This window comes from Streptomyces sp. NPDC055287, from assembly GCF_053646035.1.
This window is the reverse complement of the sequence record NZ_JBSHNE010000030.1, coordinates 1-22,513: the sequence shown is the minus strand read 5'-3', so window position 1 is coordinate 22,513 and position 22,513 is coordinate 1. Positions and strand designations below refer to the sequence as shown.

Below are 22,513 nucleotides of genomic sequence, written 5' to 3'. Positions count from 1 at the left end.
CACGACCAGCGGCCATACCCACCCGGAAGGGCACTTGCGCATGGAGCAGTACGAGCCTGACAGCCTGTCCGCGGCCCAAGTGGCCGCCATGCGGCGCAGCGCGACGAGCGGCAGGGGCGCCCTCACCCGCCGTTCGCTGCTGCGCGCCTCAGGCATGGGCGCGCTCGCGGTCGGCGGCCTGGGAACCCTCAGCGCCTGCGGCATCCCGCCCGCCAAGCGGGAAGGCGACGCCCCGGCGTCCGACGACCACTCGGCCGAGGAGAAGCGGATCAGCTTCTCCAACTGGACCGAGTACATGGACGTCAGCGAGGACGAGAAGAGCCGGCCCACCCTGGAGGCGTTCACCAAGCGCACCGGGATCACGGTCAAGTACACCGAGGACATCAACGACAACGTCGAGTTCTTCGGGAAGATCAAGCCGCAGCTCGCAGCCGGTCAGGACACCGGACGCGACTTGATCTGCGTCACCGACTGGCTGGCCGCCCGGCTCATCCGGCTCGGCTGGGCGCAGAAGCTCGACCCGGCGAACCTGCCGCACGCGTTCGCCAACCTCTCCCCGCAGTTCCGCACCCCCGACTGGGACCCGGGCCGCGCCTACTCGTACCCCTGGACCGGCATCTCCACGGTCATCGCCTACAACTCCAAGGCGACGGGCGGCAAGAAGATCGAAACCGTCACGCAGATGCTGGAGGACCCCGCGCTCAAGGGCAAGGTCGGCTTCCTCTCCGAGATGCGCGACTCCATCGGGATGACCCTCCTCGACATGGGCAAGGACCCGGGGAAGTTCACCGACGACGACTTCGACGCCACCGTCGCCCGGATCCAGAAGGCCGTCGACAAGAAGCAGATCCGCCGCTTCACCGGCAACGACTACACCTCGGACCTGAGCAAGGGCGACCTCGCGGCCTGTCTCGCCTGGGCCGGTGACGTCATCCAGCTCCAGGCCGACAACCCGGACATCAAGTACGTCATCCCAGAGGCCGGTTACATCACCTCCAGCGACAACCTGCTGGTCCCGGCCAAGGCGCGGCACAAGGGCAACGCCGAGAAGCTCATCGACTACTACTACGAGCCGCCCGTCGCCGCCGAGCTCGCCGCGTACATCAACTACGTCTGCCCGGTCGAGGGCGTGCGCGACGAGCTGGCCAGGATCGACGAGTCGATGGCCTCCAACACGCTGATCCTTCCGGACAAGGCGATGGCCGCCAAGTCCCACGCCTTCCGCTCGCTCAGCAGCAAGGAAGAGACGGCGTACGAAGAGAAGTTCGCCAAGCTCATCGGCGCCTGAGCCGCTGTCCTCTCCCGCCCCCTCTCAACACCCTGGGACCACACCCCATGACGCAGAAGACAGAAGGCGGCGACGTCCGCCTCTCCGGGATCAGCAAGACCTACGGCTCCTTCACAGCCGTACACCCGCTCGACCTCACCATTCCGCAGGGCTCCTTCTTCGCCCTGCTCGGCGCGTCCGGCTGCGGCAAGACCACCACCCTGCGGATGATCGCCGGCCTGGAGGACCCGAGCACCGGCACGGTCTTCCTCGGCGACAAGGACGTCACCGACCTCCAGCCGTACAAGCGGCCGGTCAACACCGTCTTCCAGAGCTACGCGCTCTTCCCGCACCTGAACGTCGCCGAGAACATCGCCTTCGGCCTGCGCCGGCGCGGCATCAAGTCGTACAAGAAGCAGGTCGACGACATGCTCGACCTCGTCCAGCTCGGCGCCTTCGCCGGACGCAAGCCCCACCAGCTCTCCGGCGGCCAGCAGCAGCGCGTCGCCGTCGCCCGCGCGCTCATCAACCACCCGCAGGTGCTGCTCCTCGACGAGCCGCTCGGCGCGCTCGACCTCAAGCTGCGCCGCCAGATGCAGCTGGAGCTCAAGCGCATCCAGACCGAGGTCGGCATCACCTTCGTCCACGTCACCCACGACCAGGAGGAGGCCATGACCATGGCCGACCAGGTCGCGGTGATGAACGGCGGCCGCGTCGAGCAGCTCGGCGCCCCCGCCGACCTGTACGAGAACCCGAAGACGACGTTCGTCGCCAACTTCCTCGGTACGTCCAACCTCATCGAGGCCGAGGTCGTCGAGACCTCGGGCGACGACACCGTGGTCACCTGCGGCGGCTCCAAGCTCCGCCTGCCCGGCGGACGGTGCGCGTCGCAGCCGCGCAGCGGCGGCAAGCTGCTCGTCGGCGTACGCCCGGAGAAGGTCTCGGTCGCGCACGCGGACGACGCGGGCTCGGTCGCGGACGGCCGCAACAAGATCACCGGCCGGATCGTCGCCTCCAGCTTCATCGGCGTCTCCACGCAGTACATCGTCGACAGCCCGGCGTGTTCGGACTTCGAGGTGTACGTCCAGAACATCGAGCGCGACGCCCGGCTGGTCCCGGGCGCCGAGGTCGTCCTGCACTGGAACCCGGCCCACACCTTCGGCCTGGACGCCGATCAGGACATCGACGCGGGCGTGGAGACGGTGGAGGAGAGCGCGTGAGCGTCACCGACGCGCCGCCCCTGGCGCCCTCACCGGTGGAGCCGCCCGCCCTGCGCAAGGCATCCACCCGCAAGCGGCTCGTACCGTACTGGCTGCTGCTGCCCGGCATCCTGTGGCTGATCGTCTTCTTCGCGCTGCCGATGGTCTACCAGGCGTCGACCTCGGTGCAGACCGGCTCGCTGGAGCAGGGCTTCAAGGTCACCTGGCACTTCCAGACGTACTGGGACGCGCTGACGGACTACTACCCCCAGTTCATCCGGTCGCTGCTGTACGCCGGTACCGCCACCCTGCTGTGCCTGCTGCTCGGCTACCCCCTCGCGTACATGATCGCCTTCAAGGCGGGCCGCTGGCGCAACCTGGTCCTGGTGCTGGTCATCGCGCCGTTCTTCACCAGCTTCCTGATCCGTACGCTCGCGTGGAAGACGATCCTCGCGGACGGCGGCCCGGTGGTGGACGTGCTCAACACCCTGCACGTCCTCGACGTCACCAGCTGGCTCGGCTGGACCGAGGGCAGCCGTGTCCTGGCCACGCCGATGGCCGTGGTCTGCGGCCTGACGTACAACTTCCTGCCCTTCATGATCCTGCCGCTCTACACCTCGCTCGAGCGCATCGACGGCAGGCTGCACGAGGCGGCCGGCGACCTGTACGCCACCCCCGCGACCACCTTCCGCAAGGTGACCTTCCCGCTCTCGATGCCGGGTGTCGTCTCCGGCACGCTGCTCACCTTCATCCCGGCGAGCGGCGACTACGTCAACGCGGAACTGCTCGGCTCGACCGACACGAAAATGGTCGGCAGCGTCATCCAGTCGCAATTCCTGCGGGTGCTCGACTATCCGACGGCGGCCGCGCTGTCCTTCATCCTGATGGCGATCGTGCTGGGCATGGTCACCGTGTACATCCGCAAGTCCGGGACGGAGGATCTGGTCTGATGCCTTTGATTCGCTGGATACGGCGCAATCTCGTCGTCATCGCGGGGCTGCTGACGCTCGCTTACATGATCCTGCCGAACATCGTCGTGATGGTGTTCTCCTTCAACAATCCGAAGGGGCGCTTCAACTACGCCTGGCAGGAATTCTCGCTGGACGCGTGGAAGGACCCGTGCGGAGTCGCCGACCTGTGCGGCTCGCTGTCCCTCTCGCTCCAGATCGCCGCCTGGGCCACGGTCGGCGCGACCGTGCTCGGCACGATGATCGCCTTCGCGCTGGTCCGCTACCGCTTCCGGGCGCGGGGCGCGATCAACTCGCTGATCTTCCTGCCGATGGCCATGCCCGAGGTCGTCATGGCCGCCTCGCTGCTGACGCTCTTCCTCAACATGGGCGCCCCGCTGGGCTTCTGGACCGTCCTCATCGCGCACATCATGTTCTGCCTGAGCTTCGTGGTGACGGCGGTCAAGGCGCGCGTGATGTCGATGGACCCACGTCTCGAGGAGGCCGCGCGCGATCTCTACGCGGGCCCCGTGCAGACCTTCGTGCGGGTGACCCTGCCGATCGCCGCACCCGGAATCGCGGCCGGAGCGCTGCTCGCCTTCGCGCTCTCCTTCGACGATTTCATCATCACCAATTTCAACGCGGGCTCGACCGTCACCTTCCCCATGTTCGTGTGGGGATCGGCGCAGCGCGGCACACCCGTACAGATCAACGTCATCGGCACGGCGATGTTCGTCATCGCGGTACTGATGGTTCTCGGCGGCCAGTTTCTCGCGAGCCGTCGAAAGAACAACGCACAGCCCCAGTAAGCCCTGAAGGAGTTGGAAACCATGGCCCCAGTTGCCATGCGTAGTGCTGCACAATCCCTTTCCGGCGCCAAGCCGGTGTCGTTCTGGCTGGACGATCCCGAAAGGCCCGCACCACAGCCCGCCCTCACCGGTGACGAGCGCTGCGATCTGCTCGTCGTCGGCGGCGGATACAGCGGACTGTGGACCGCGCTCCTTGCCAAGGAGCGCGACCCGGGGCGGGACGTCGTACTGATCGAGGGCCACGAGGTGGGCTGGGCCGCCTCGGGCCGCAACGGCGGATTCTGCGCCGCCTCCCTCACCCACGGCCTGAGCAACGGCATCTCCCGCTGGCCCGGCGAGCTGGCCAGGCTGGAGGAGCTCGGCGAGCGCAACCTCGACGCCATCGAGGCGGCGGTGGCGGCGTACGGCATCGACTGCGACTTCGAGCGCACCGGTGAGATCGACGTCGCCACCGAGCCGCACCAGCTCGAAGAGCTGCGCGAGATGTACGCGGAGGCGGAGAAGCTCGGCTTCGCCGGCCATCTCGAACTCCTCGACCGGGACGCGGTACGCGCCGAGGTCGACTCGCCGACCTTCATCGGCGGCCTGTTCGACCGGCGCGGCGTCGCCATGCTGCACCCCGCGAAGCTGGCGTGGGGACTCAAGCAGGCCTGTCTCGGTCTCGGCGTACGGATCTACGAGCACACCCGGGGCCTGGACCTGGTGTCGGCCGGCGCCGGGATGGCCGTCCGTACGCCGTACGGCCGGGTCTCGGCCCGCCGGGTCGCACTCGGCACGAACATCTTCCCGTCACTGGTCAAGCGGGTACGCCCGTACACCGTCCCGGTCTACGACTACGCGCTGATGACCGAGCCGCTCACCGACGAGCAGCTTGCCTCGATCGGCTGGAAGAACCGACAGGGGCTCGGCGACAGCGCCAATCAGTTCCACTACTTTCGTCTGAGCGCCGACAACCGCATCCTGTGGGGCGGTTACGACGCCATCTACCCCTTCGGCGGCAGGCTGAGCGCCGAGATGGACCACCGCCCGGAGACCTACCTCAAGCTGGCCGGCCACTTCTTCCGCTGCTTCCCGCAGCTGGAGGGCGTGAACTTCAGCCACGCGTGGGGCGGCGCGATCGACACGTGCTCGCGCTTCTCGGCCTTCTTCGGCACGGCGCACGCGGGCAAGGTCGCGTACGCCGCCGGGTACACCGGTCTCGGCGTCGGCTCCACGCGCTTCGGTGCCGACGTGATGCTCGACCTCCTCGCGGGCGAGCGGACCGAGCGCACCGAGCTGGAGATGGTGCGCAGCAAGCCGCTGCCGTTCCCGCCGGAACCTTTCGCCTGGGCGGGCATCGGCATCACCAAGTGGTCGCTGGCCCGGTCGGACGAAAACGGCGGGCACCGCAATCTGTGGCTCAAGGCCATGGACAAGCTGGGGCTCGGCTTCGACAGCTGAGACCCGGCTCACACCAACGAGGTGACCGAACCCGCGTAATACCCCGGGCCCAGCCCCCTCTCCCTTCGTATACGCACTGGCTGCGCACGCGAATGGAGGCCGGACAACATGACTGGCTCGGGGGCTGAAACCGCGGTGGACTGGCTCGTATCGGTGGCATCGGATCCCGACGCCTGCCGGTGGGAATGGGAGCGCAACCCCCTGGGGGTCGCTCTCCTTCCCGCCGGCAGGCGCTGGGACGTCCTGATCCTGCCGGGCGAGCTCGGCTACCCCACGCTCGACATCCTGACCCGTCTCATCGACCGCCCGGGTCCCGTGCTCGCCGACTTCGGCGATTCCCGCATGGGCTTCTTCGTGCCACCGGGCACGGTCGGCCACTGGATCGGTACGGGCGTACGCGGCGCGGGCCGCGGCACCTGGATCGTCGTCCCCTACCCGGGCCGGGCGGCCGGCGGAGTCCGGTGGCTGGTCCTGCCGGACGGCACGGGCACGCTCACCGATCCGGCGCTGCTGGAGCTCGCGATGCACGAGGCGGCCGCCGGTATCGCGCGGGAAGGCGATGGCTGAGCAGAAGAAGCACGACGCACAGGCACCAGCTGCCGACGACGTCCAGCGGCCAGTGGTAGCCGCGCAGGACGAGGCCGGCGCCGGTCGCGAGGGTGAGTACGAGCGCGACGGCCGGTGGCCACCAGCGGTGGCGGCGTACGTACGCCAGGAGGAGCAGTGCCGCGCCGCAGTACGCGACGGCGGCGGTCGCCGTGTGCCCGGACGGGTAGTAGCCGGTCTCCCGGGTGAGGGGGCCGGTACGGGCGATCCAGGATTTGAGCGGGACGACGAGGGCGGGCACAGCCGCCATGGAGAGGACGGCGGCCGAGGCGCGGGGGAGGGCGCCGCGGCCGCCGCACCACAGCGTGTACGCGACGGCGGCGGCCAGCACCGGGAGCGCCACCGCCATGTTGCCGAGGTCGGCGAGGAATTCCGTGAGTCCGGTCGGGCCGTGGCCCACGACGGCCCGGCCGAGGCGCTCGTCGGCGCGGCGCAGGGGGCCGGCGGCAGCGACCTGCCAGGTGACGAGCGCGAAGAGAAGCCCGGAAAGAAGCCCTGAGAGGGCGAAGGGGCCGAAGAGGAAAGCCGGCTGCCCCGGAACAGGGGGGGTAGTTCCGAGGCAGCCGCCTGGACCGGGCTGCCGCGCGCCCCGGGGGGTGTGGGGCGGGCGGCGATCCGATCGGTGAGGAGTTCCGGAGCTCGAGGCTCCAGCCATGTGCGCGAAGGCACGACCAGGGCGGGGCAGGGGGTGCCTCGACCTGGAACCGCCCGCAGTCCCCTGCGAGCGGGGTGTTTCTCTCATCTGCAGAAACCGTACGGCAGAGGGTGGGGGACCGACAGGCGGATCTCCATCCCGCCATTGGCCCCCCACCCTTTCTTCACAGGTCACACGCCGGCGAAGGCCGCCTCGATGATGTCCAGACCCTCGTTGAGCAGGTCCTCGCCGATGACGATCGGCGGCAGGAAGCGCAGCACGTTGCCGTAGGTGCCGCAGGTGAGGACCAGCAGACCCTCGGCGTGGCACGCCTTGGCGAGGGCGCCGGCGGCGGCCGCGTTCGGCTCCTTGGTGTCCCGGTCCGTCACGAGCTCGATGGCGATCATGGCGCCGCGGCCGCGGATGTCACCGATGATGTCGAACTTCTCCGCCATGGTGGCCAGGCGGCCCTTCATGACCTCCTCGATGCGCTTGGCCTTCGCGTTGAGGTCGAGTTCCTTCATCGTCTCGATGGAGCCGAGCGCACCGGCGCAGGCCACCGGGTTTCCGCCGTACGTGCCGCCCAGGCCGCCACCGTGCGGGGCGTCCATGATCTCGGCGCGGCCGGTCACGGCGGCGAGCGGCAGACCGCCCGCGATGCCCTTGGCGGTCGTGATCAGGTCGGGGACGATGCCCTCGTCCTCACACGCGAACCACTGGCCGGTGCGGCAGAAGCCGGACTGGATCTCGTCGGCGACGAAGACGATGCCGTTGTCGTTGGCGAACTTCACGATCGCGGGCAGGAAGCCCTTGGCCGGCTCGATGAAGCCGCCCTCGCCGAGCACCGGCTCGATGATGATCGCGGCGACGTTGTCGGCGCCGACCTGCTTGCTGATCTGGTCGATGGCCTGGGCCGCCGCCTCGGGGCCGCAGTTCTCCTCGCCGGTCGGCCAGCGGTAGCCGTAGGCGACCGGGACGCGGTAGACCTCGGGGGCGAACGGGCCGAAGCCGTTCTTGTACGGCATGTTCTTCGAGGTCAGTGCCATCGTGAGGTTGGTGCGACCGTGGTAGCCGTGGTCGAACACGACGACGGCCTGGCGCTTGGTGTACGCACGGGCGATCTTGACGGCGTTCTCGACGGCCTCCGCGCCGGAGTTGAACAGCGCGGACTTCTTGGCGTGGTCGCCCGGGGTCAGTTCGGCGAGCGCCTCACAGACCTCGACGTAGCCCTCGTACGGCGTGACCATGAAACAGGTGTGGGTGAAGTCCTGGAGCTGCGCGGAGGCGCGGCGTACGACGGCCTCGGCGGACGCGCCGACCGAGGTCACGGCGATACCGGAGCCGAAGTCGATCAGACGGTTGCCGTCGACGTCCTCGATGATGCCGCCACCCGCGCGCGCGGTGAAGACGGGCAGCACGGAGCCCACGCCGCCGGCGACCGTGGCGGTGCGCCGGGCCTGCAGCTCTGCCGACTTCGGGCCGGGAATCGCGGTGACGACGCGGCGCTCCTGCGGGATTGCGGTCATGGGGGGCTCCTGGGGGTATTCCGGACGCTTCTTTACTTCGCAGGCTAGGGGTGGGGGGTGGGGGGTGGCATGTTCCGTTCGGGAGAAGTGCGGTCGTGTCCTTGTCCGTGGCGGACATAGCCGGGGGTTCTGCCCCCGGTCCCGGGCAGGGGGCGGCGCCGCGGGCGACATCGCCCGTCACCGGGCGCGGGGCGGACAACTGCCCTGCCCCGGGCACTAGATTGAGGCCCTGCGCACAGGCTGGTCAGGGGACGAGGGGCAGGGCAGCACATGGACACCGAGGGCACAGGCACACCCGAAGCACGCGCCACCCGGTCCAGCGCCGTACCGCGTCCGGCCGGCCCGCCCCCTTCCGCACCCCCCGCCGTACCACCGGCCCCCACCCACGCCCCCGCCACCGGCCCCACCCTCACCGAATGGCTGCGCACACCGCGCAACGCCGACGGCCCCGGTGTCTGGTCGTACGGCCACGTCCCGCGCCCCGCCGAGGAGCCCGAGGTCATCCCCGGGCGCCAGCTCGTCAGCGGGGCCCTGATCTCGCTGCTCACCGCACTGCTCATCTGGTCGCTCTGCTGGAACGGCTACATCAGCTTCTGGCTGTGGCCGCTCTTCTGGTTCACCCCCGCGTCGTGGCGCGAGGACGGCGGCAATATGGCCTTCGTCTGGGTCTCGTACCTCTACTACGGCCTCTTCGCCCTCCTGCTCGCCGTCGCCTTCGGCCGCATGGGCCGCTGGGCCGAGGTCGTACGCCGCTTCCTCCTCCCCAAGCCCCCCGCCGCCGGACCCGTGCCCGATCCCCGCACCGAACCCGGCTCCGCCGCCGACCCCGCCGAGTGGCCCGAGCTGCGTGGCGCCGGACAGGCCGAGGCCGCCGCCAGGCTCGCGGAGGAGGCCAGATCGGGGCGCATGAACGACGTGGACTACGCCCGGATCCGCCGCGCCTGGCAGTCCGTCCGGGCCGACCCCTCCCGCCTCAGTGCCTTCACCGACACCGTCCTGCGCAACGGCGCAGCCGCCTGCACCCACCCCTCCGGCGCCCGCGACCTGCCCGTCCGCGCCGCCGCGCACGACCTGTGCGCCCGCCAGGTCAGGCTCGGCACCGTCCACCCCGGCGAACGCAATCCGTACGGCCGGCGCGGTACCGGCCTGGCCCTCGACCCGGAGCTGCTCGGCACCTCCCTCGTCGCCGTCGGCCCGCCCGGCACCGGCAAGTCCCGGGCCCTCGTACGGCCCGTCGTCGAATCGCTGGCCCTCCTGGCGCTCGCCGGCCAGGCCGCCGTCATCGCCGTCGGGGCGGCCGGCGCGCAGCTCGGCCCGGACGAGGCGTACGACGTCGTCGTCAAGCTCGGCGACCCCGGCTCCGTGTACGACCTCGACCTGTACGGCGGCACCACCGACCCGGACGAGGCCGCCGCCGTACTCGCCGAGGGCTTCGTCGGCGATCTCCCCGACGTCGACAGCCGTCGCGCCGCCACCGCCCTCGCCCAGCTCCTCGGCCCGTACCGCGCCGCCTACGGCCGCTTCCCCTCCGTACCCGAACTGCGGGAGCTCCTCGACGGCGTACCGGCCGCGCTCGGCGCGCTGCGCGAGGCACTCGACGACGGCTCGCAGCACGCCCTCCAGCGCGAACTCGACGCGCGGGCACGGCAGTCGGGGACGCCGGGTGACCCCGGCATCGCTCTCGCCGACCGGGTGGCGCTGCTCGACCGGCCCGCGTTCGCGTCGTTCTTCGACACGAGCGGGAAGGCCCGGCCCTTCTCGCTGCGGTCCCTGGAGCACCCGCTTCGGGTCCGCATCGACCTGCCCGAGCGCGGTCACGCCGAGGCGTCCCGGCTGCTCGCGCGGCTCGTCCTCGCCCAGTTCACGGCGAGCGCCGCGCACCGCGCCGACCGGTCGCTCTTCGCCTGCCTGGTGCTGGACGACGCCACCCGCACCCTCACCGCGGAGACCGTGCGGGGCATCCAGCGACTGCGCTCCGCCCACGCCGGCGCTGTGATCACGCTGCGGTCGCTCGACGACGTACCGGAGAACCTGCACGCGGCGCTGCTCGGCGCCGTCGGGTGCCGGATGGCCTTCTCGGGTGTCACCACGTGGGACGGGAAGCGGTTCGCCGAGGCGTGGGGCACCGAGTGGGTCGAGACGCGCGATGTGACCAGCCGGACCGTCTTCGCCGACCAGCCGCTCACCCGGGCCTTCCACGTCTTCCGGCGGATCGTCACCGGCAAGGCCGTGACGACGGACGCGATCACGGTGCGCAAGGTCGAACGCGAGCGGTGGTCCGCCTCGGACCTGGCCCATTCGGTGCCCGCCGGGCACGCCGTGCTGTCGTTGACGACGGTGCGGGGGGAGCACGCCCCGCCGCTGCTCGTGGACCTGCGGAGCTGACCGGCGACTGACCGGCGGCTGCCTCGCGGCCGAGTGGCGTGGTGCCGGGTACTCGTACGTCCTGGCAGAATCGATATGAGCCGTTCATACGCGACGGCGAAAATCCTCCGTCCTAAGGTCTGACCGTCCATGCCCCCCACCCTCGCCTCGCTGGTCCACCACTCGGCGCTCAAGCTCACCGTGCGCGCCGGGGAGGACCGGCTGGACACTCCGGTGCGCTGGGCCCACGTCAGTGAGCTCCCCGACCCCGTGCCCTACATGGAGGGCGGCGAGCTGCTGCTCGTCACCGCGGTGAAGCTGGAGGCCGAGGACCCGGACGTGATGCGCCGGTACGTGCGGCGGCTGGCCGGGGCGGGCGTCGTGGGGCTCGGCTTCGCCGTCGGCGTCCACTACGACGACATCCCGCAGGCACTCGTCGACGCGGCCACGGAGGAGGGCCTGCCGCTGCTGGAAGTGCCGCGCCGTACGCCCTTCCTCGCCATCAGCAAGGCCGTATCCGCCGCCAACGCGGCCGACCAGTACCGCGCCGTGACCGCCGGTTTCGAGGCGCAGCGCGAACTGACGAAGGCGGCGCTGTCCGGCGACGGTCCCGGAGATCTGCTCGCCCGCCTCGCGGCGCACGTGAACGGGTGGGCCGCGCTGTACGACGTCTCCGGCGCGGTCGTCGTCGCGGCGCCCGACTGGGCCGCGCGCCGGGCCGCCCGGCTCACCGCCGACGTCGAACGGCTGCGGGAGCGGCCCGCGCCCGCCAGCTCCGTGGTGGGCGGTGGTGGAGCGGACAGCGACGCCGAGGCGGACGACCGGGTCGAGCTGCAATCCCTGGGCGCCGGGCGCCGCGTACGGGGCGTACTCGCGGTCGGGACCGGGGCTCCGCTGGGGACGGCCGAGCGGTACGCCGTTCACTCGGCCATCGCGCTGCTGACGCTGACGACGGAGCGGTCGCGGTCCCTGCAGGCCGCCGAACAGCGGCTCGGAGCGGCGGTGCTGCGGATGCTGCTGGCCGGTGAGCCGGACCACGCGCGGGCCGTCGCCGGCGACCTGTACGGGGCGCTGCTGGACGCCCCCTTCCGACTCCTCATCGCCGAGCCGACGGCCTCGGAGGTGGCGGAGGGCGCGCCCGCCGTGGGCACCGACCCCCTCCATGCGCTCGCCGACGCGATGGAGTCGGCAGCGATGCGGGCGGGCGAGCCGGTGCTCGTGGTGCCCGACGGCGACCGGCTGGTGGTGCTCGCCGCGGACGGCGGTGACGCGGTGGCGGCGTGCCTCGCGTACACGGAGGCACGGCGCGGCGACGCGGCGCGGCCGCACGAGCCGGCGGGCGAGGACGAACTGGTGGTCGGCCTTTCGGCGCCGGCCGGCCCGATCGCGGCGGTCGGGGCGTACAAGCAGGCCGAACAGGCGCTCTCGGTCGCGCGGCGGCGGGGACGGACGCTGGTCGAGCACGAGGAGCTGGCGGCGGGTTCGGTGATGCAGCTGCTGGCGGACGACGCGGTGAGGTCCTTCGCCGACGGGACGCTGCGGGCCCTGCACGAGCACGACGCGAAGGGCCGGGGCGACCTGATCGCGTCCCTGCGGGCGTGGCTGTCGCGCCACGGCCAGTGGGACGCGGCGGCGGCGGACCTGGGAGTCCACCGGCACACGCTGCGGTACCGGATGCGGCGGGTCGAGGAGATCCTGGGCCGGTCGCTGGACGACGCGGACGTGCGGATGGAGCTGTGGCTGGCGCTTAAGGCGACAGCGGGCTCGGGCTCGGGCGCGGGCTGACGCCGACGGGGCTTACGCCGACGGACGGTTGCGGTATCCGAATCCAGCCCCTCCGGCGTGCGAGGAGCTGGGTCCGGGGCTGAGCCCCGGTTCCGGGAAGGCGGCTGGGGGAAAACGCTGCCCCGCATACGCCCCTGCGCCCCGTACCGACCCGCCCGGCCAGGGGGCGCTAACCGGTCGTCCTCCAAACCGGCGTCTCCGCCGCGCGCAGCACTCCACCTCGGACAAACGACCTCCGGCGTCCGCACCCCTACCGTGGGGGGACATCAGCACCCCACTCCCTCGGAAGGGCCGGAAACGATATGACTTCCACCCACGCCTTCTGGCTCGCCGGCCGCCAGGCCACCGGCGAGGACGCGTTCGACGTCACGTCCCCCTGGGACGGCCGACTCGTCGGCACGGTGAGCATCCCCACCGACGCGCAGGTCGAAGAGGCCGTCGCGGCCGCGTACGCCGTGGAGGCCGAGTTCGCGGCCACCCCCGCGCACGTCCGCGCCGCCGCCCTCGACCACGTCAGCAAGCGTCTCGTCGAGCGCACCGAAGAGATCGCGCAGCTGATCTCCGCGGAGAACGGCAAGCCGATCAAGTGGGCTCGCGGTGAAGTCGGCCGCGCCGTTTCCGTGTTCCGGTTCGCCGCCGAGGAAGCCCGCCGTTTCAACGGCGGCGAGGCCCAGCGCCTCGACACCGACGCCGGCGGCGTCGGCCGCCTCGCCCTGACGCGCCGCTTCCCCCGCGGCACCGTCCTCGGCATCGCGCCCTTCAACTTCCCGCTGAACCTGTGCGCGCACAAGGTCGCCCCGGCCATCGCCGTCGGCGCCCCGATCATCCTCAAGCCCGCGCCCGCGACGCCGCTGTCCGGCCTGATCCTGGGTGAGCTGCTCGCCGAGACCGACCTGCCGGCCGGTTCGTGGTCCGTGCTGCCGGTCGCCAACGACAAGATGCCCGAGCTGGTGCAGGACGAGCGGCTGCCCGTCATCTCCTTCACCGGGTCCGAGAAGGTCGGCTACGCGATCATGGACTCGGTGCCGCGCAAGCACTGCACCCTGGAGCTCGGCGGCAACGGCGCGGCCGTCGTCCTCGCCGACTGGGCCTCGGACGAGGACCTGGACTGGGCCGCGACCCGCATCGCGACCTTCTCCAACTACCAGGCCGGCCAGTCCTGCATCTCCGTGCAGCGCGTGATCGCCGACGCCTCCGTGTACGAGCGTCTCGTGCCGAGGATCGTCGCCGCCGTCGAGGCCCAGGTGACCGGTGACCCGAACGACGCCGGCACCGACGTCGGCCCGCTGGTCAGCGAGGACGCCGCCAAGCGCGTCGAGGCATGGGTCGACGAGGCCGTCAAGGCGGGCGCGAGCCTGCTCACGGGGGGCAAGCGCGAGGGTGCTTCGTACGCCCCGACCGTTCTCGCCGACGTACCGGCCGACACCACGATCTCCTGCGAGGAGGTCTTCGGCCCGGTCCTGACGGTGCGCAAGGTGGAGGGCGAGGCCGAGGCGTTCGCCGCGGTCAACGACTCCAAGTACGGCCTCCAGGCGGGCGTGTTCACCCACGACCTCCAGACCGCCTTCCGCGCCCACCGCGCGCTCGAGGTCGGCGGCGTGATCGTCGGCGACGTCCCCTCGTACCGCGCGGACCAGATGCCGTACGGCGGCGTCAAGCAGTCCGGCGTCGGCCGCGAGGGTGTGCGGTTCGCGATGGACGACTACACGTACGAGCGGGTCATGGTCCTCACGGGCCTCGCCCTCTGACCTCGTACGACACCTGAGCCACGGCCGGAGCCCACTGTGCGGGGGCTCCGGCCGTTTCCTTGTGCCGCGCGCCGGGCCCTGCGCCGATCGGTGCGCCAGGGGTGGTGGGGATGCCGGATATCGGGTAGATACGGTCGGGTAGAACCGGTCGGTAATGCGGCCGGACCCCGACTCGCGGCGAGGTGAGCTCCTCATGTCCGCACAACCGACCCAGCAGCCCAAGGTCTCCGAGCGTGAAGCACGGCAGGTCGCCGAGGCGGCGCGCGAAAAGGACTGGCGGAAGCCGAGTTTCGCCAAGGAACTCTTCCTCGGCCGCCTGCGCATGGACCTCATCCACCCGCATCCGATGCCGCCGCCCCCGGACGCGGCGCGCGGCGAGGCGTTTCTCGACAAGCTCCGGGTCTTCTGCGAGACGAAGATCGACGGCGCGCAGATCGAGCGGGACGCGAAGATCCCCGACGAGGTGATCAACGGGCTCAAGGAGCTCGGCGCGCTCGGCATGAAGATCGACATCAAGTACGGCGGCCTCGGCCTCACCCAGGTGTACTACAACAAGGCTCTGGCGCTCGTCGGCTCGGCGAGCCCCGCCATCGGCGCGCTCCTGTCGGCGCATCAGTCGATCGGCGTACCGCAGCCGCTCAAGATTTTCGGCACGCAGGAGCAGAAGGACGCCTTCCTCCCGCGGCTGGCCCGCACCGACATCTCCGCGTTCCTCCTCACCGAGCCGGACGTGGGCTCGGACCCGGCCCGGCTGGCGACGACGGCCGTGCCGGTCGGCGACTCGTACGTCCTGGACGGTGTGAAGCTCTGGACGACCAACGGAGTGGTCGCCGATCTGCTGGTCGTCATGGCGCGCGTACCCAAGTCGCAGGGCCACAAGGGCGGCATCACGGCCTTCGTGGTGGAGGCGGGCTCCCCGGGCATCACCGTCGAGAACCGCAACGCGTTCATGGGGCTGCGCGGCCTGGAGAACGGTGTCACCCGCTTCCACCAGGTACGGGTCCCCGCCGAGAACCGCATCGGCCCCGAGGGCGCCGGCCTCAAGATCGCCCTCACCACACTCAACACCGGCCGTCTGTCCCTGCCCGCGATGTGCGTGGGCGCGGGCAAGTGGAGCCTCAAGATCGCCCGCGAGTGGTCGTCGGTGCGCGAGCAGTGGGGCAAGCCGGTCGCCCTCCACGAGGCGGTGGGCGCGAAGATCTCCTTCATCGCCGCCACGACCTTCGCTCTCGAAGCGGTCGTGGACCTCTCCTCGCAGATGGCCGACGAGGACCGTAACGACATCCGCATCGAGGCCGCCCTCGCCAAGCTGTACGGCAGCGAGATGGGCTGCCTGATGGCCGACGAACTGGTCCAGATCCGTGGCGGCCGGGGCTTCGAGACGGCGGACTCCCTGGCGGCGCGGGGCGAGCGGGCCGTCCCCGCCGAGCAGATGCTGCGGGACCTGCGCATCAACCGGATCTTCGAGGGCTCGACCGAGATCATGCACCTGCTGATCGCGCGCGAGGCGGTCGACGCCCACCTGAAGGTGGCGGGCGACATCATCGACCCCGACAAGCCGCTCTCGGCGAAGGCGAAGGCGGGGGCGAACGCGGCGGGCTTCTACGCCAAGTGGCTCCCGAAGCTGGTGACCGGTCCCGGTCAGCTCCCGCGCTCGTACGCCGAATTCCACCCGTCCGGACACGCGGACCTCTCGGTCCACCTCCGCTACGCCGAACGCGCGGCACGCAAGCTCGCTCGCTCCACCTTCTACGCGATGTCGCGCTGGCAGGGCCGCATGGAGACCAAGCAGGGCTTCCTCGGCCGGATCGTCGACATCGGCGCGGAGCTCTTCGCGATGAGCGCGACCTGCGTACGCGCCGAACTCCTGCGTACGACGGGGCAGCACGGCCGCGAGGCGTACCAACTGGCCGACGTCTTCTGCCGCCAGTCCCGCATTCGCACCGACGAACTCTTCAACCGCCTGTGGACCAACACCGACGACCTCGACAACAAGGTCGTCAAGGGCGTCCTGTCCGGCACGTACACCTGGCTGGAGTCCGGCATCGTCGACCCGAGCGGCGAGGGCCCCTGGATCGCCGAGGCCGCCCACGGCCCCTCACAACGGGAGAACGTCCACCGCCCGGTCCGCTGAGGGGGCGGCTCGCTCGAAGCCCGGTGGGGCGACGGCCGGTGGGCCGCCGCCCCACCGGGCGGGCGGCCGGGTGCGCCGGCCCCCGCACGGCTGTCCAAGGGGCGAAACAGTCCCCGGCTCACAGCCGCGCGCGCGGCAGGATGGTGCCCGTGACCGTCGTAGACATCCCCGGCTCCAAGTCCGTGACCGCGCGCGCCCTGTTTCTCGCCGCCGCGGCCGCCGGAACCACCACGCTCCTTCGCCCCCTGCGCTCGGACGACACCGAGGGGTTCGCCGAAGGGCTCGGCCGGCTCGGGTACCGGCTGGAGTGCGGGCCGGACGCCTGGCGCGTCGAGGGGCGCCCGACGGGACCGGCCGTGAGCGAGGCCGACGTCTACTGCCGCGACGGCGCCACCACCGCCCGCTTCCTGCCCACGCTCGCCGCGGCCGGCGCGTCCGGTAGGTACCGTTTCGACGCGTCGCCGCAGATGCGCCGTCGCCCCCTCGCCCCCCTCACCGATGCGCTGCGCACGCTCGGCGTGGACCTGCGCCACGAGGAGGCCGAGGGACACCACCCGCTGCGCATCGCCGCCGCCGGCATCAAGGGCGGCGAAGTGACCCTGGACGCGGGGGAGTCGTCGCAGTACCTGACCGCGCTCCTGATGCTCGGACCGCTCACCGCCGAGGGACTGCGTATCACCGTCACCGACCTCGTCTCGGCGCCGTACGTCGAGATCACGCTCGCGATGATGCGCCGCTTCGGCGCCGAAGTGACGTGCGAGGGCCGCACGTTCACCGTCCCGCCCGGCGGCTACCGCGCCACGACGTACGCCGTCGAGCCCGACGCCTCCACCGCCAGCTACTTCTTCGCGGCGGCGGCGCTCTCGCCCGGCCGCGAGGTCACGGTCCAGGGGCTCGGCACCGGCGCGCTCCAGGGGGACCTGCGCTTCGTCGACGTACTGGAGCGGATGGGCGCGGAGGTCCGTATCACCGCCGACAGCACGACCGTCCGGGGCACCGGCCCCCTCACCGGCCTCACGGTCAACATGCGCGACATCTCCGACACCATGCCGACGCTGGCGGCGATCGCGCCGTACGCCGTCGGCCCGGTCCGCATCGAGGACGTGGCGAACACGCGCGTGAAGGAGTGCGACCGGCTGGAGGCGTGCGCGGAGAACCTGCGCCGGATGGGCATCACGGTAGCCACCGGCCCCGACTGGATCGAAATCCGGCCGGGCGCGCCCCGCCCCGCCGAGATCGCGACGCACGGCGACCACCGCATGGCGATGTCCTTCGCCGTCACGTCACTGCGCACCGCCCCCGGCGTCACCTTCGACGACCCCGGCTGCGTACGGAAGACCTTCCCGGCCTTCCACGAGGCGTTCGCGGCGCTGCGGCGAGCCTGGTAGCCCCTCGACGAGCGCCCGCCGCGGGGCGCGGCGGCACGCTCAGCCGCAGGAGATGACGAGCCGCGGCCTCAGCCCCCGGACACCGGGCCCCGAGAGCCGGACCTTCGCGGCGTGCGGCGGGCCGAAGAACGTGACGTGCACGTTCTCATAGCGCCGGATGCCCTCCAGCATGACGGGGAGGCACTCCTCCACGGGGCCCGAAGCCGCCGGAACCGAGAACTCCTGCCCCACTCGCGCGACTCCGCCCACACACCGCACCACGCAGACGGCCGCACCGGGCGCGGACTCCTCAACCGTATGGATCTGCAGCTCACTTCGGGGGCGCGTCACACGCCGACGCTTCCGTCGATCGCCTCGCGGAGGAAGTCGGCGTGACCGTTGTGGCGGGCGTACTCGTGGATCATGTGCAGCATCACCAGCCGAATCGACACGTCCTTGCCCGTCCTCGCCCAGCGGCCCGTCACGTCCAGCGACGCCGCCTCCCGCTCGACGCGCCGCGCGTGCTCGACCTCCGTACGCCAGACCTCGAACGCCTGCGACCGCGTGGCGGAGGTCGCGTCGTACGCCACCTGGAAGTCGCCCTCGTCGGACCACACGAGCGGTATGTCCTCGCCGCTGATGACCCGCCGGAACCACGCCCGCTCCACCTCCGCCATGTGCCGCACCAGACCCAGCAGCGACAGCGTCGACGGCGGCACCGACTGCCGGCGCAGGTCCTCGTCGGTCAGCCCCTCGCACTTCATGACGAGCGTCGCTCGGTGGAAGTCCAGCATGGAGCGCAGCGTCTCGCGTTCCCCCGCGACGACGAACGGGTCGATGCGTTCGGTGGTCAAGGCAGGCTCCTTCTCGTACGGGCGGATGAGCGGCCGGGGCGGCGGCTGTGGCGCGAGCCGCAGCCATGCACCACAATCGTGCATTCACCCACGTGTCAACAGAACCAGGGGTCACGCATGTTCGGGGCGGAAAAGCGAAACAGCCGACGGTGTGGGGCGGCCCTCGCAGTGGGCGGGCTTCTGCTCGCGGGGACTGTGGCGTGCGGCGGCAGCGACGCCGGCCAGGACGACAAGAAGGCCGGCAAGAGCGAAGCCACCGCTTCCGCCGGCGGCCCCAAGGCGCTCACCGAGGCGCAGCTCACCGCCGCCTCCTTCACCGACGGCGAGACGGTCGGCAAGTACACCGCGTCCGAGTTCACCCTCGGCGCGCCCCACGGCGACGACTACACAGCCGCCCCCGCCGTCTGCCAGCCCCTCGTGAGCCTCGCAGCCGATGTCACCGACTACGACCTGAAGAGCGAGGTCAGCCGCCGGGTCGACGTCCCGGACGACATGCTCGGCCTCTCCGTCGCCGTGCAGCTCCGCTCCTACGGACGCGGCCACGCCGCCCGCGTCATGAAGGACCTCGCCAAGGCCGGCCAGGAGTGCGCCGACGGCTTCACCGAGGTGCGGGCCATCGCCAAGGGCAAGTACCTCAAGGTCGAGCCCGTCGAGGCGCCCGAGTTCGGCGCCGGGGCGGACGAGGCCAGGGCGTACCACTTCACGATTCTCGACGTGAAGGGGAAGCTCAAGCTGCACGACTACCTCACGGTCGTACGGTCCGGCTCGGCCACGCTCTCCTTCCGCGCCGACATCCTCGGCACCAAGGACATCGGCGGAGTGCCCGAGGAGATCACCGACGCCCAGTGGGAGAAGTTCCGCGCGGCGGCCCGCTGAGTCCGAAGGGACGCGCACGCGGATGCCCGGCCGTTGCGTCAGCGGCGAAACGAAAGGGACGCGCTGTCCACCCGGTGAGCCATTGCGGCAACAATGGGGGGCATGAGCGACAGCCCAGCCCCCCTCGCCGACCCGCACATCGCCTTCGACCCGTCCGAAGGCCGCCGGGACATCGTCGTCCTCGGCTCCACCGGGTCCATCGGAACCCAGGCCATCGACCTGGTACTCCGCAATCCCGACCGCTTCCGCGTCACCGCGCTCTCCGCGGCCGGCGGCCGGGTCGGACTGCTCGCCGAGCAGGCGCGGCAACTGCGCGTGCGCAGCGTCGCGGTCGCCCGCGAGGACGCCGTCCCCGCCCTTCGCGAGGCACTGAAGGCGCAGTACGGCAGCGGGGAGCCCCTCCCGGAGATCCTGGCCGGGCCCGACGCGGCCACCCAGATCGCGGCTTCCCCGTGCCACACGGTGCTCAACGGCATCACCGGATCCATCGGCCTCGCCCCGACCCTCGCCGCCCTCGAAGCGGGCCGCACCCTCGCGCTCGCTAACAAGGAGTCGCTGATTGTCGGCGGCCCGCTGGTGAAGGCGCTCGCCAAGCCCGGCCAGATCATCCCGGTCGACTCCGAGCACGCCGCGCTCTTCCAGGCCCTCGCCGGCGGCACGCGCGCCGATGTCCGCAAGCTCGTCGTCACCGCGTCCGGCGGCCCCTTCCGCGGGCGCACGAAGGCCGAACTGGCCGACGTCACCCGCGAGGACGCACTGGCGCACCCCACCTGGGCGATGGGCCCGGTGATCACGGTCAACTCGGCCACCCTGGTCAACAAGGGGCTGGAGGTCATCGAGGCGCACCTCCTCTACGACATTCCGTTCGACCGCATCGAGGTCGTCGTCCACCCCCAGTCGTACGTTCACTCCATGGTGGAGTTCACCGACGGCTCGACGCTCGCCCAGGCGACACCGCCCGACATGCGCGGCCCGATCGCCATCGGCATCGGATGGCCCGAGCGTGTCCCGGACGCCGCCCCCTCCTTCGACTGGTCGAAGGCGTCGACGTGGGAGTTCTTCCCGCTCGACAACGACGCGTTCCCCTCCGTGGGACTCGCCCGTCATGTCGGTACGCTCGCGGGCACGGCCCCGGCGGTGTTCAATGCCGCGAACGAGGAGTGCGTCGACGCGTTTCTCGCGGGACGGCTGCCGTTCACAGGAATCGTGGATACGGTCGCCGAAGTCGTGGCCGAGCATGGCACCCCCCGTACGGGAACCTCGCTCACGGTCGCGGACGTCCTGGAAGCCGAGACCTGGGCACGAGCCCGGGCCCGTGAAATCGCAGTACAGGCAACAGCGGAGGCTCGCGCATGACGACGATCCTGTTGACGGTCCTCGGGATAGTCATCTTCTTTGCCGGGCTGCTGATCTCCATCGCCTGGCACGAACTCGGTCACCTCTCGACCGCCAAGCTCTTCGGCGTCCGCGTGCCGCAATACATGGTCGGCTTCGGCCCCACCATCTGGTCACGGCACAAGGGTGAGACGGAGTACGGCGTCAAGGCGATCCCGCTCGGCGGCTACATCCGTATGATCGGGATGTTCCCGCCGGGTGCCGACGGCAAGATCGAGGCCAGGTCGACGTCGCCGTGGCGCGGCATGATCGAGGACGCCCGTTCGGCGGCGTACGAGGAACTCCAGCCCGGCGACGAAACCCGGCTCTTCTACACGCGCAAGCCGTGGAAGCGCGTGATCGTGATGTTCGCCGGCCCCTTCATGAACCTGATTCTCGCCGTGGCGATCTTCCTCGGCGTGTTCATGACGATCGGCCTGAACCAGCAGACCACCACGGTTGACACCGTCGTCCCCTGTGTCGTCGCGCAGAGCGAGAACCGCGACTGCAGGAAGGGCGACCCCGCGTCGCCGGCCAAGGCGGCGGGCCTGGAGAAGGGCGACAAGATCGTCGCCTTCGACGGGGAGCCCGTCAAGGACTGGGCCGCCCTCTCGGACCGCATCCGCGAGACGATCGGCCCCGCCTCCATCACGGTGGAGCGCGACGGCCGTGAGCAGGTCCTCCAGGCGAACCTGATCGCCAACAAGGTGGCCAAGAAGGACGCCCAGGGCCAGCCCGTCGCCGATGAGTACGTCAAGGCCGGCTACCTCGGCTTCGGCCCCGGAATGGCCGTCACGCCACTGTCCTTCACCGACTCGCTGGACCGGATGGGCGTCATGATCGAGTCCGGTGTCGACTCGCTCATCGCCCTGCCGTCCAAGGTCCCCGACCTGTGGAACGCGACGTTCAACGGCGAGGAGCGCAAGGCCGACTCCCCGATGGGCGTGGTCGGCGCGGCTCGCGTGGGCGGCGAGATCCTCGGGCTCGGGCTGCCCATGGAGAACACCGTCGGGATGATGCTGTTCCTCATCGCGGGCTTCAACCTCTCCCTCTTCCTCTTCAACATGCTGCCGCTTCTGCCGCTCGACGGCGGGCACATCGCGGGGGCTCTGTGGGAGTCGCTGAGGCGCAATGTGGCGAAGGTCTTCCGGCGGCCCGACCCGGGTCCCTTCGACGTCGCCAAGCTGATGCCCGTCGCGTACGTCGTCGCCGGGATCTTCATCTGTTTCACCGCACTGGTGCTGGTGGCGGACGTGGTGAACCCCGTCCGAATCTCCTGACACGTGCGGCTCACCGGCAGCCCACCATGGGGTGGACTTGTCGACGTGGTGTGCTCCGGGCTTTCGTGGTGACGTAACCTCGAAGTCCGGAGCCCGCCGATCTCGGGACCATGATCCACACCTTGGGGTTGCACAGCAGATGACTGCAATTTCTCTCGGAATGCCCTCCGTTCCGACGAAGCTCGCCGACCGTAGGGTCAGCCGCAAGATCCAGGTCGGATCGGTGGCGGTCGGCGGGGACGCACCCGTCTCGGTGCAGTCGATGACGACGACCAGGACGTCCGACGTCGGTGCGACGCTGCA

Annotated in this window: 19 protein-coding genes; 15 read left to right on the top strand and 4 right to left on the bottom strand. The window is 70.8% G+C overall.

Going from position 1 to position 22,513, the window contains the following annotated elements; translation table 11 throughout:
- Positions 1-40 precede the first annotated feature (40 nt).
- From ACWIHY_RS31005 to ACWIHY_RS30980, 6 genes are all read left to right on the top strand, one after another.
- The gene (locus ACWIHY_RS31005; protein WP_454379342.1) at positions 41-1,288 is read left to right on the top strand and encodes an ABC transporter substrate-binding protein; all 1,248 of its coding nucleotides are present in this window, start codon (positions 41-43) and stop codon (positions 1,286-1,288) included.
- 47 nt (positions 1,289-1,335) lie between these two features.
- The gene (locus ACWIHY_RS31000) at positions 1,336-2,487 is read left to right on the top strand and encodes an ABC transporter ATP-binding protein (RefSeq protein ID WP_454379340.1); all 1,152 of its coding nucleotides are present in this window, start codon (positions 1,336-1,338) and stop codon (positions 2,485-2,487) included.
- Positions 2,484-3,416 carry an ABC transporter permease gene (locus ACWIHY_RS30995; protein ID WP_454379338.1) on the top strand — a complete coding sequence of 311 codons (933 nt, stop codon included), beginning with the start codon at positions 2,484-2,486 and terminating at the stop codon, positions 3,414-3,416. Before ACWIHY_RS31000 ends, ACWIHY_RS30995 begins: the two co-directional genes overlap by 4 nt.
- Entirely contained in the window at positions 3,416-4,222 is an 807-nt protein-coding gene (locus tag ACWIHY_RS30990) for an ABC transporter permease (RefSeq protein WP_454379336.1), read from the top strand. Before ACWIHY_RS30995 ends, ACWIHY_RS30990 begins: the two co-directional genes overlap by 1 nt.
- A 21-nt stretch (positions 4,223-4,243) precedes the next feature.
- Positions 4,244-5,662 (top strand): NAD(P)/FAD-dependent oxidoreductase, encoded by a 1,419-nt coding sequence (locus ACWIHY_RS30985; RefSeq protein ID WP_454379335.1) that lies wholly within the window; start codon positions 4,244-4,246, stop codon positions 5,660-5,662.
- A gap of 108 nt (positions 5,663-5,770) precedes the next feature.
- Complete coding sequence (locus ACWIHY_RS30980; RefSeq protein WP_454379333.1) at positions 5,771-6,229, top strand: hypothetical protein; 459 nt, start codon at positions 5,771-5,773, stop codon at positions 6,227-6,229.
- On the opposite strand, the gene ACWIHY_RS30975 is transcribed toward ACWIHY_RS30980, so the two are convergent.
- The gene (locus ACWIHY_RS30975) at positions 6,156-7,010 is read right to left on the bottom strand and encodes a phosphatase PAP2 family protein (RefSeq protein WP_454379331.1); all 855 of its coding nucleotides are present in this window, start codon (positions 7,008-7,010) and stop codon (positions 6,156-6,158) included. The genes ACWIHY_RS30980 and ACWIHY_RS30975 overlap by 74 nt on opposite strands.
- Before the next feature lie 83 nt (positions 7,011-7,093).
- Positions 7,094-8,428: a 4-aminobutyrate--2-oxoglutarate transaminase gene (gene gabT, locus ACWIHY_RS30970; protein ID WP_454379329.1), complete on the bottom strand. Its 1,335-nt coding sequence runs from the start codon at positions 8,426-8,428 to the stop codon at positions 7,094-7,096.
- A gap of 270 nt (positions 8,429-8,698) precedes the next feature.
- Between gabT and ACWIHY_RS30965 the strand changes: the two genes are divergently transcribed.
- The 5 genes from ACWIHY_RS30965 to aroA all read left to right on the top strand — a co-directional run bounded on the left by ACWIHY_RS30965 (position 8,699) and on the right by aroA (position 17,847).
- On the top strand, positions 8,699-10,813 hold the full coding sequence (locus ACWIHY_RS30965) for an ATP-binding protein (protein WP_454379327.1): 2,115 nt from the start codon (positions 8,699-8,701) through the stop codon (positions 10,811-10,813).
- A gap of 129 nt (positions 10,814-10,942) precedes the next feature.
- A complete protein-coding gene (locus tag ACWIHY_RS30960; protein ID WP_454379326.1) occupies positions 10,943-12,577 on the top strand; it encodes a PucR family transcriptional regulator in 1,635 nt (544 codons plus the stop codon).
- A 302-nt stretch (positions 12,578-12,879) separates the two neighbouring features.
- Complete coding sequence (locus ACWIHY_RS30955) at positions 12,880-14,325, top strand: aldehyde dehydrogenase family protein (RefSeq protein WP_454379325.1); 1,446 nt, start codon at positions 12,880-12,882, stop codon at positions 14,323-14,325.
- A gap of 193 nt (positions 14,326-14,518) precedes the next feature.
- Positions 14,519-16,459: an acyl-CoA dehydrogenase family protein gene (locus ACWIHY_RS30950; RefSeq protein WP_454379324.1), complete on the top strand. Its 1,941-nt coding sequence runs from the start codon at positions 14,519-14,521 to the stop codon at positions 16,457-16,459.
- A gap of 149 nt (positions 16,460-16,608) precedes the next feature.
- Positions 16,609-17,847, top strand: coding sequence for a 3-phosphoshikimate 1-carboxyvinyltransferase (gene aroA / locus ACWIHY_RS30945; protein WP_454379322.1), 1,239 nt, complete (start codon positions 16,609-16,611; stop codon positions 17,845-17,847).
- A 39-nt stretch (positions 17,848-17,886) separates the two neighbouring features.
- On the opposite strand, the gene ACWIHY_RS30940 is transcribed toward aroA, so the two are convergent.
- Entirely contained in the window at positions 17,887-18,177 is a 291-nt protein-coding gene (locus ACWIHY_RS30940; RefSeq protein ID WP_454379320.1) for a hypothetical protein, read from the bottom strand.
- Positions 18,174-18,680 (bottom strand): DinB family protein, encoded by a 507-nt coding sequence (locus ACWIHY_RS30935; RefSeq protein ID WP_454379319.1) that lies wholly within the window; start codon positions 18,678-18,680, stop codon positions 18,174-18,176. The genes ACWIHY_RS30940 and ACWIHY_RS30935 overlap by 4 nt, the downstream gene beginning before the upstream one ends.
- A 168-nt stretch (positions 18,681-18,848) precedes the next feature.
- On the opposite strand from ACWIHY_RS30935, the gene ACWIHY_RS30930 reads away from it, so the two are divergent.
- The 4 genes from ACWIHY_RS30930 to ACWIHY_RS30915 all read left to right on the top strand — a co-directional run.
- The gene (locus tag ACWIHY_RS30930; protein WP_454379318.1) at positions 18,849-19,556 is read left to right on the top strand and encodes a hypothetical protein; all 708 of its coding nucleotides are present in this window, start codon (positions 18,849-18,851) and stop codon (positions 19,554-19,556) included.
- A 102-nt stretch (positions 19,557-19,658) separates the two neighbouring features.
- A complete protein-coding gene (gene dxr / locus ACWIHY_RS30925) occupies positions 19,659-20,912 on the top strand; it encodes a 1-deoxy-D-xylulose-5-phosphate reductoisomerase (protein WP_454379317.1) in 1,254 nt (417 codons plus the stop codon).
- Entirely contained in the window at positions 20,909-22,210 is a 1,302-nt protein-coding gene (locus ACWIHY_RS30920; protein WP_454379315.1) for a M50 family metallopeptidase, read from the top strand. Before dxr ends, ACWIHY_RS30920 begins: the two co-directional genes overlap by 4 nt.
- Positions 22,211-22,349: 139 nt before the next feature.
- The coding region (locus tag ACWIHY_RS30915) for a flavodoxin-dependent (E)-4-hydroxy-3-methylbut-2-enyl-diphosphate synthase (RefSeq protein WP_356646833.1) at positions 22,350-22,513 on the top strand (164 nt) is incomplete at its 3' end.

Excerpts from the sequence above, each read along its gene's own strand:
- ACWIHY_RS31005 (WP_454379342.1), top strand. The coding sequence starts at position 41 with ATGGAGCAGTACGAGCCTGACAGCCTGTCCGCGGCCCAAGTGGCCGCC.
- ACWIHY_RS30980 (WP_454379333.1), top strand. The coding sequence starts at position 5,771 with ATGACTGGCTCGGGGGCTGAAACCGCGGTGGACTGGCTCGTATCGGTG.
- ACWIHY_RS30920 (WP_454379315.1), top strand. The coding sequence starts at position 20,909 with ATGACGACGATCCTGTTGACGGTCCTCGGGATAGTCATCTTCTTTGCC.
- ACWIHY_RS30975 (WP_454379331.1), bottom strand. The coding sequence starts at position 7,010 with ATGAGAGAAACACCCCGCTCGCAGGGGACTGCGGGCGGTTCCAGGTCG.
- ACWIHY_RS30960 (WP_454379326.1), top strand. The coding sequence starts at position 10,943 with ATGCCCCCCACCCTCGCCTCGCTGGTCCACCACTCGGCGCTCAAGCTC.
- ACWIHY_RS30985 (WP_454379335.1), top strand. The coding sequence starts at position 4,244 with ATGGCCCCAGTTGCCATGCGTAGTGCTGCACAATCCCTTTCCGGCGCC.
- ACWIHY_RS30955 (WP_454379325.1), top strand. The coding sequence starts at position 12,880 with ATGACTTCCACCCACGCCTTCTGGCTCGCCGGCCGCCAGGCCACCGGC.
- dxr (WP_454379317.1), top strand. The coding sequence starts at position 19,659 with ATGAGCGACAGCCCAGCCCCCCTCGCCGACCCGCACATCGCCTTCGAC.
- ACWIHY_RS31000 (WP_454379340.1), top strand. The coding sequence starts at position 1,336 with ATGACGCAGAAGACAGAAGGCGGCGACGTCCGCCTCTCCGGGATCAGC.
- ACWIHY_RS30950 (WP_454379324.1), top strand. The coding sequence starts at position 14,519 with ATGTCCGCACAACCGACCCAGCAGCCCAAGGTCTCCGAGCGTGAAGCA.
- ACWIHY_RS30990 (WP_454379336.1), top strand. The coding sequence starts at position 3,416 with ATGCCTTTGATTCGCTGGATACGGCGCAATCTCGTCGTCATCGCGGGG.
- gabT (WP_454379329.1), bottom strand. The coding sequence starts at position 8,428 with ATGACCGCAATCCCGCAGGAGCGCCGCGTCGTCACCGCGATTCCCGGC.
- ACWIHY_RS30965 (WP_454379327.1), top strand. The coding sequence starts at position 8,699 with ATGGACACCGAGGGCACAGGCACACCCGAAGCACGCGCCACCCGGTCC.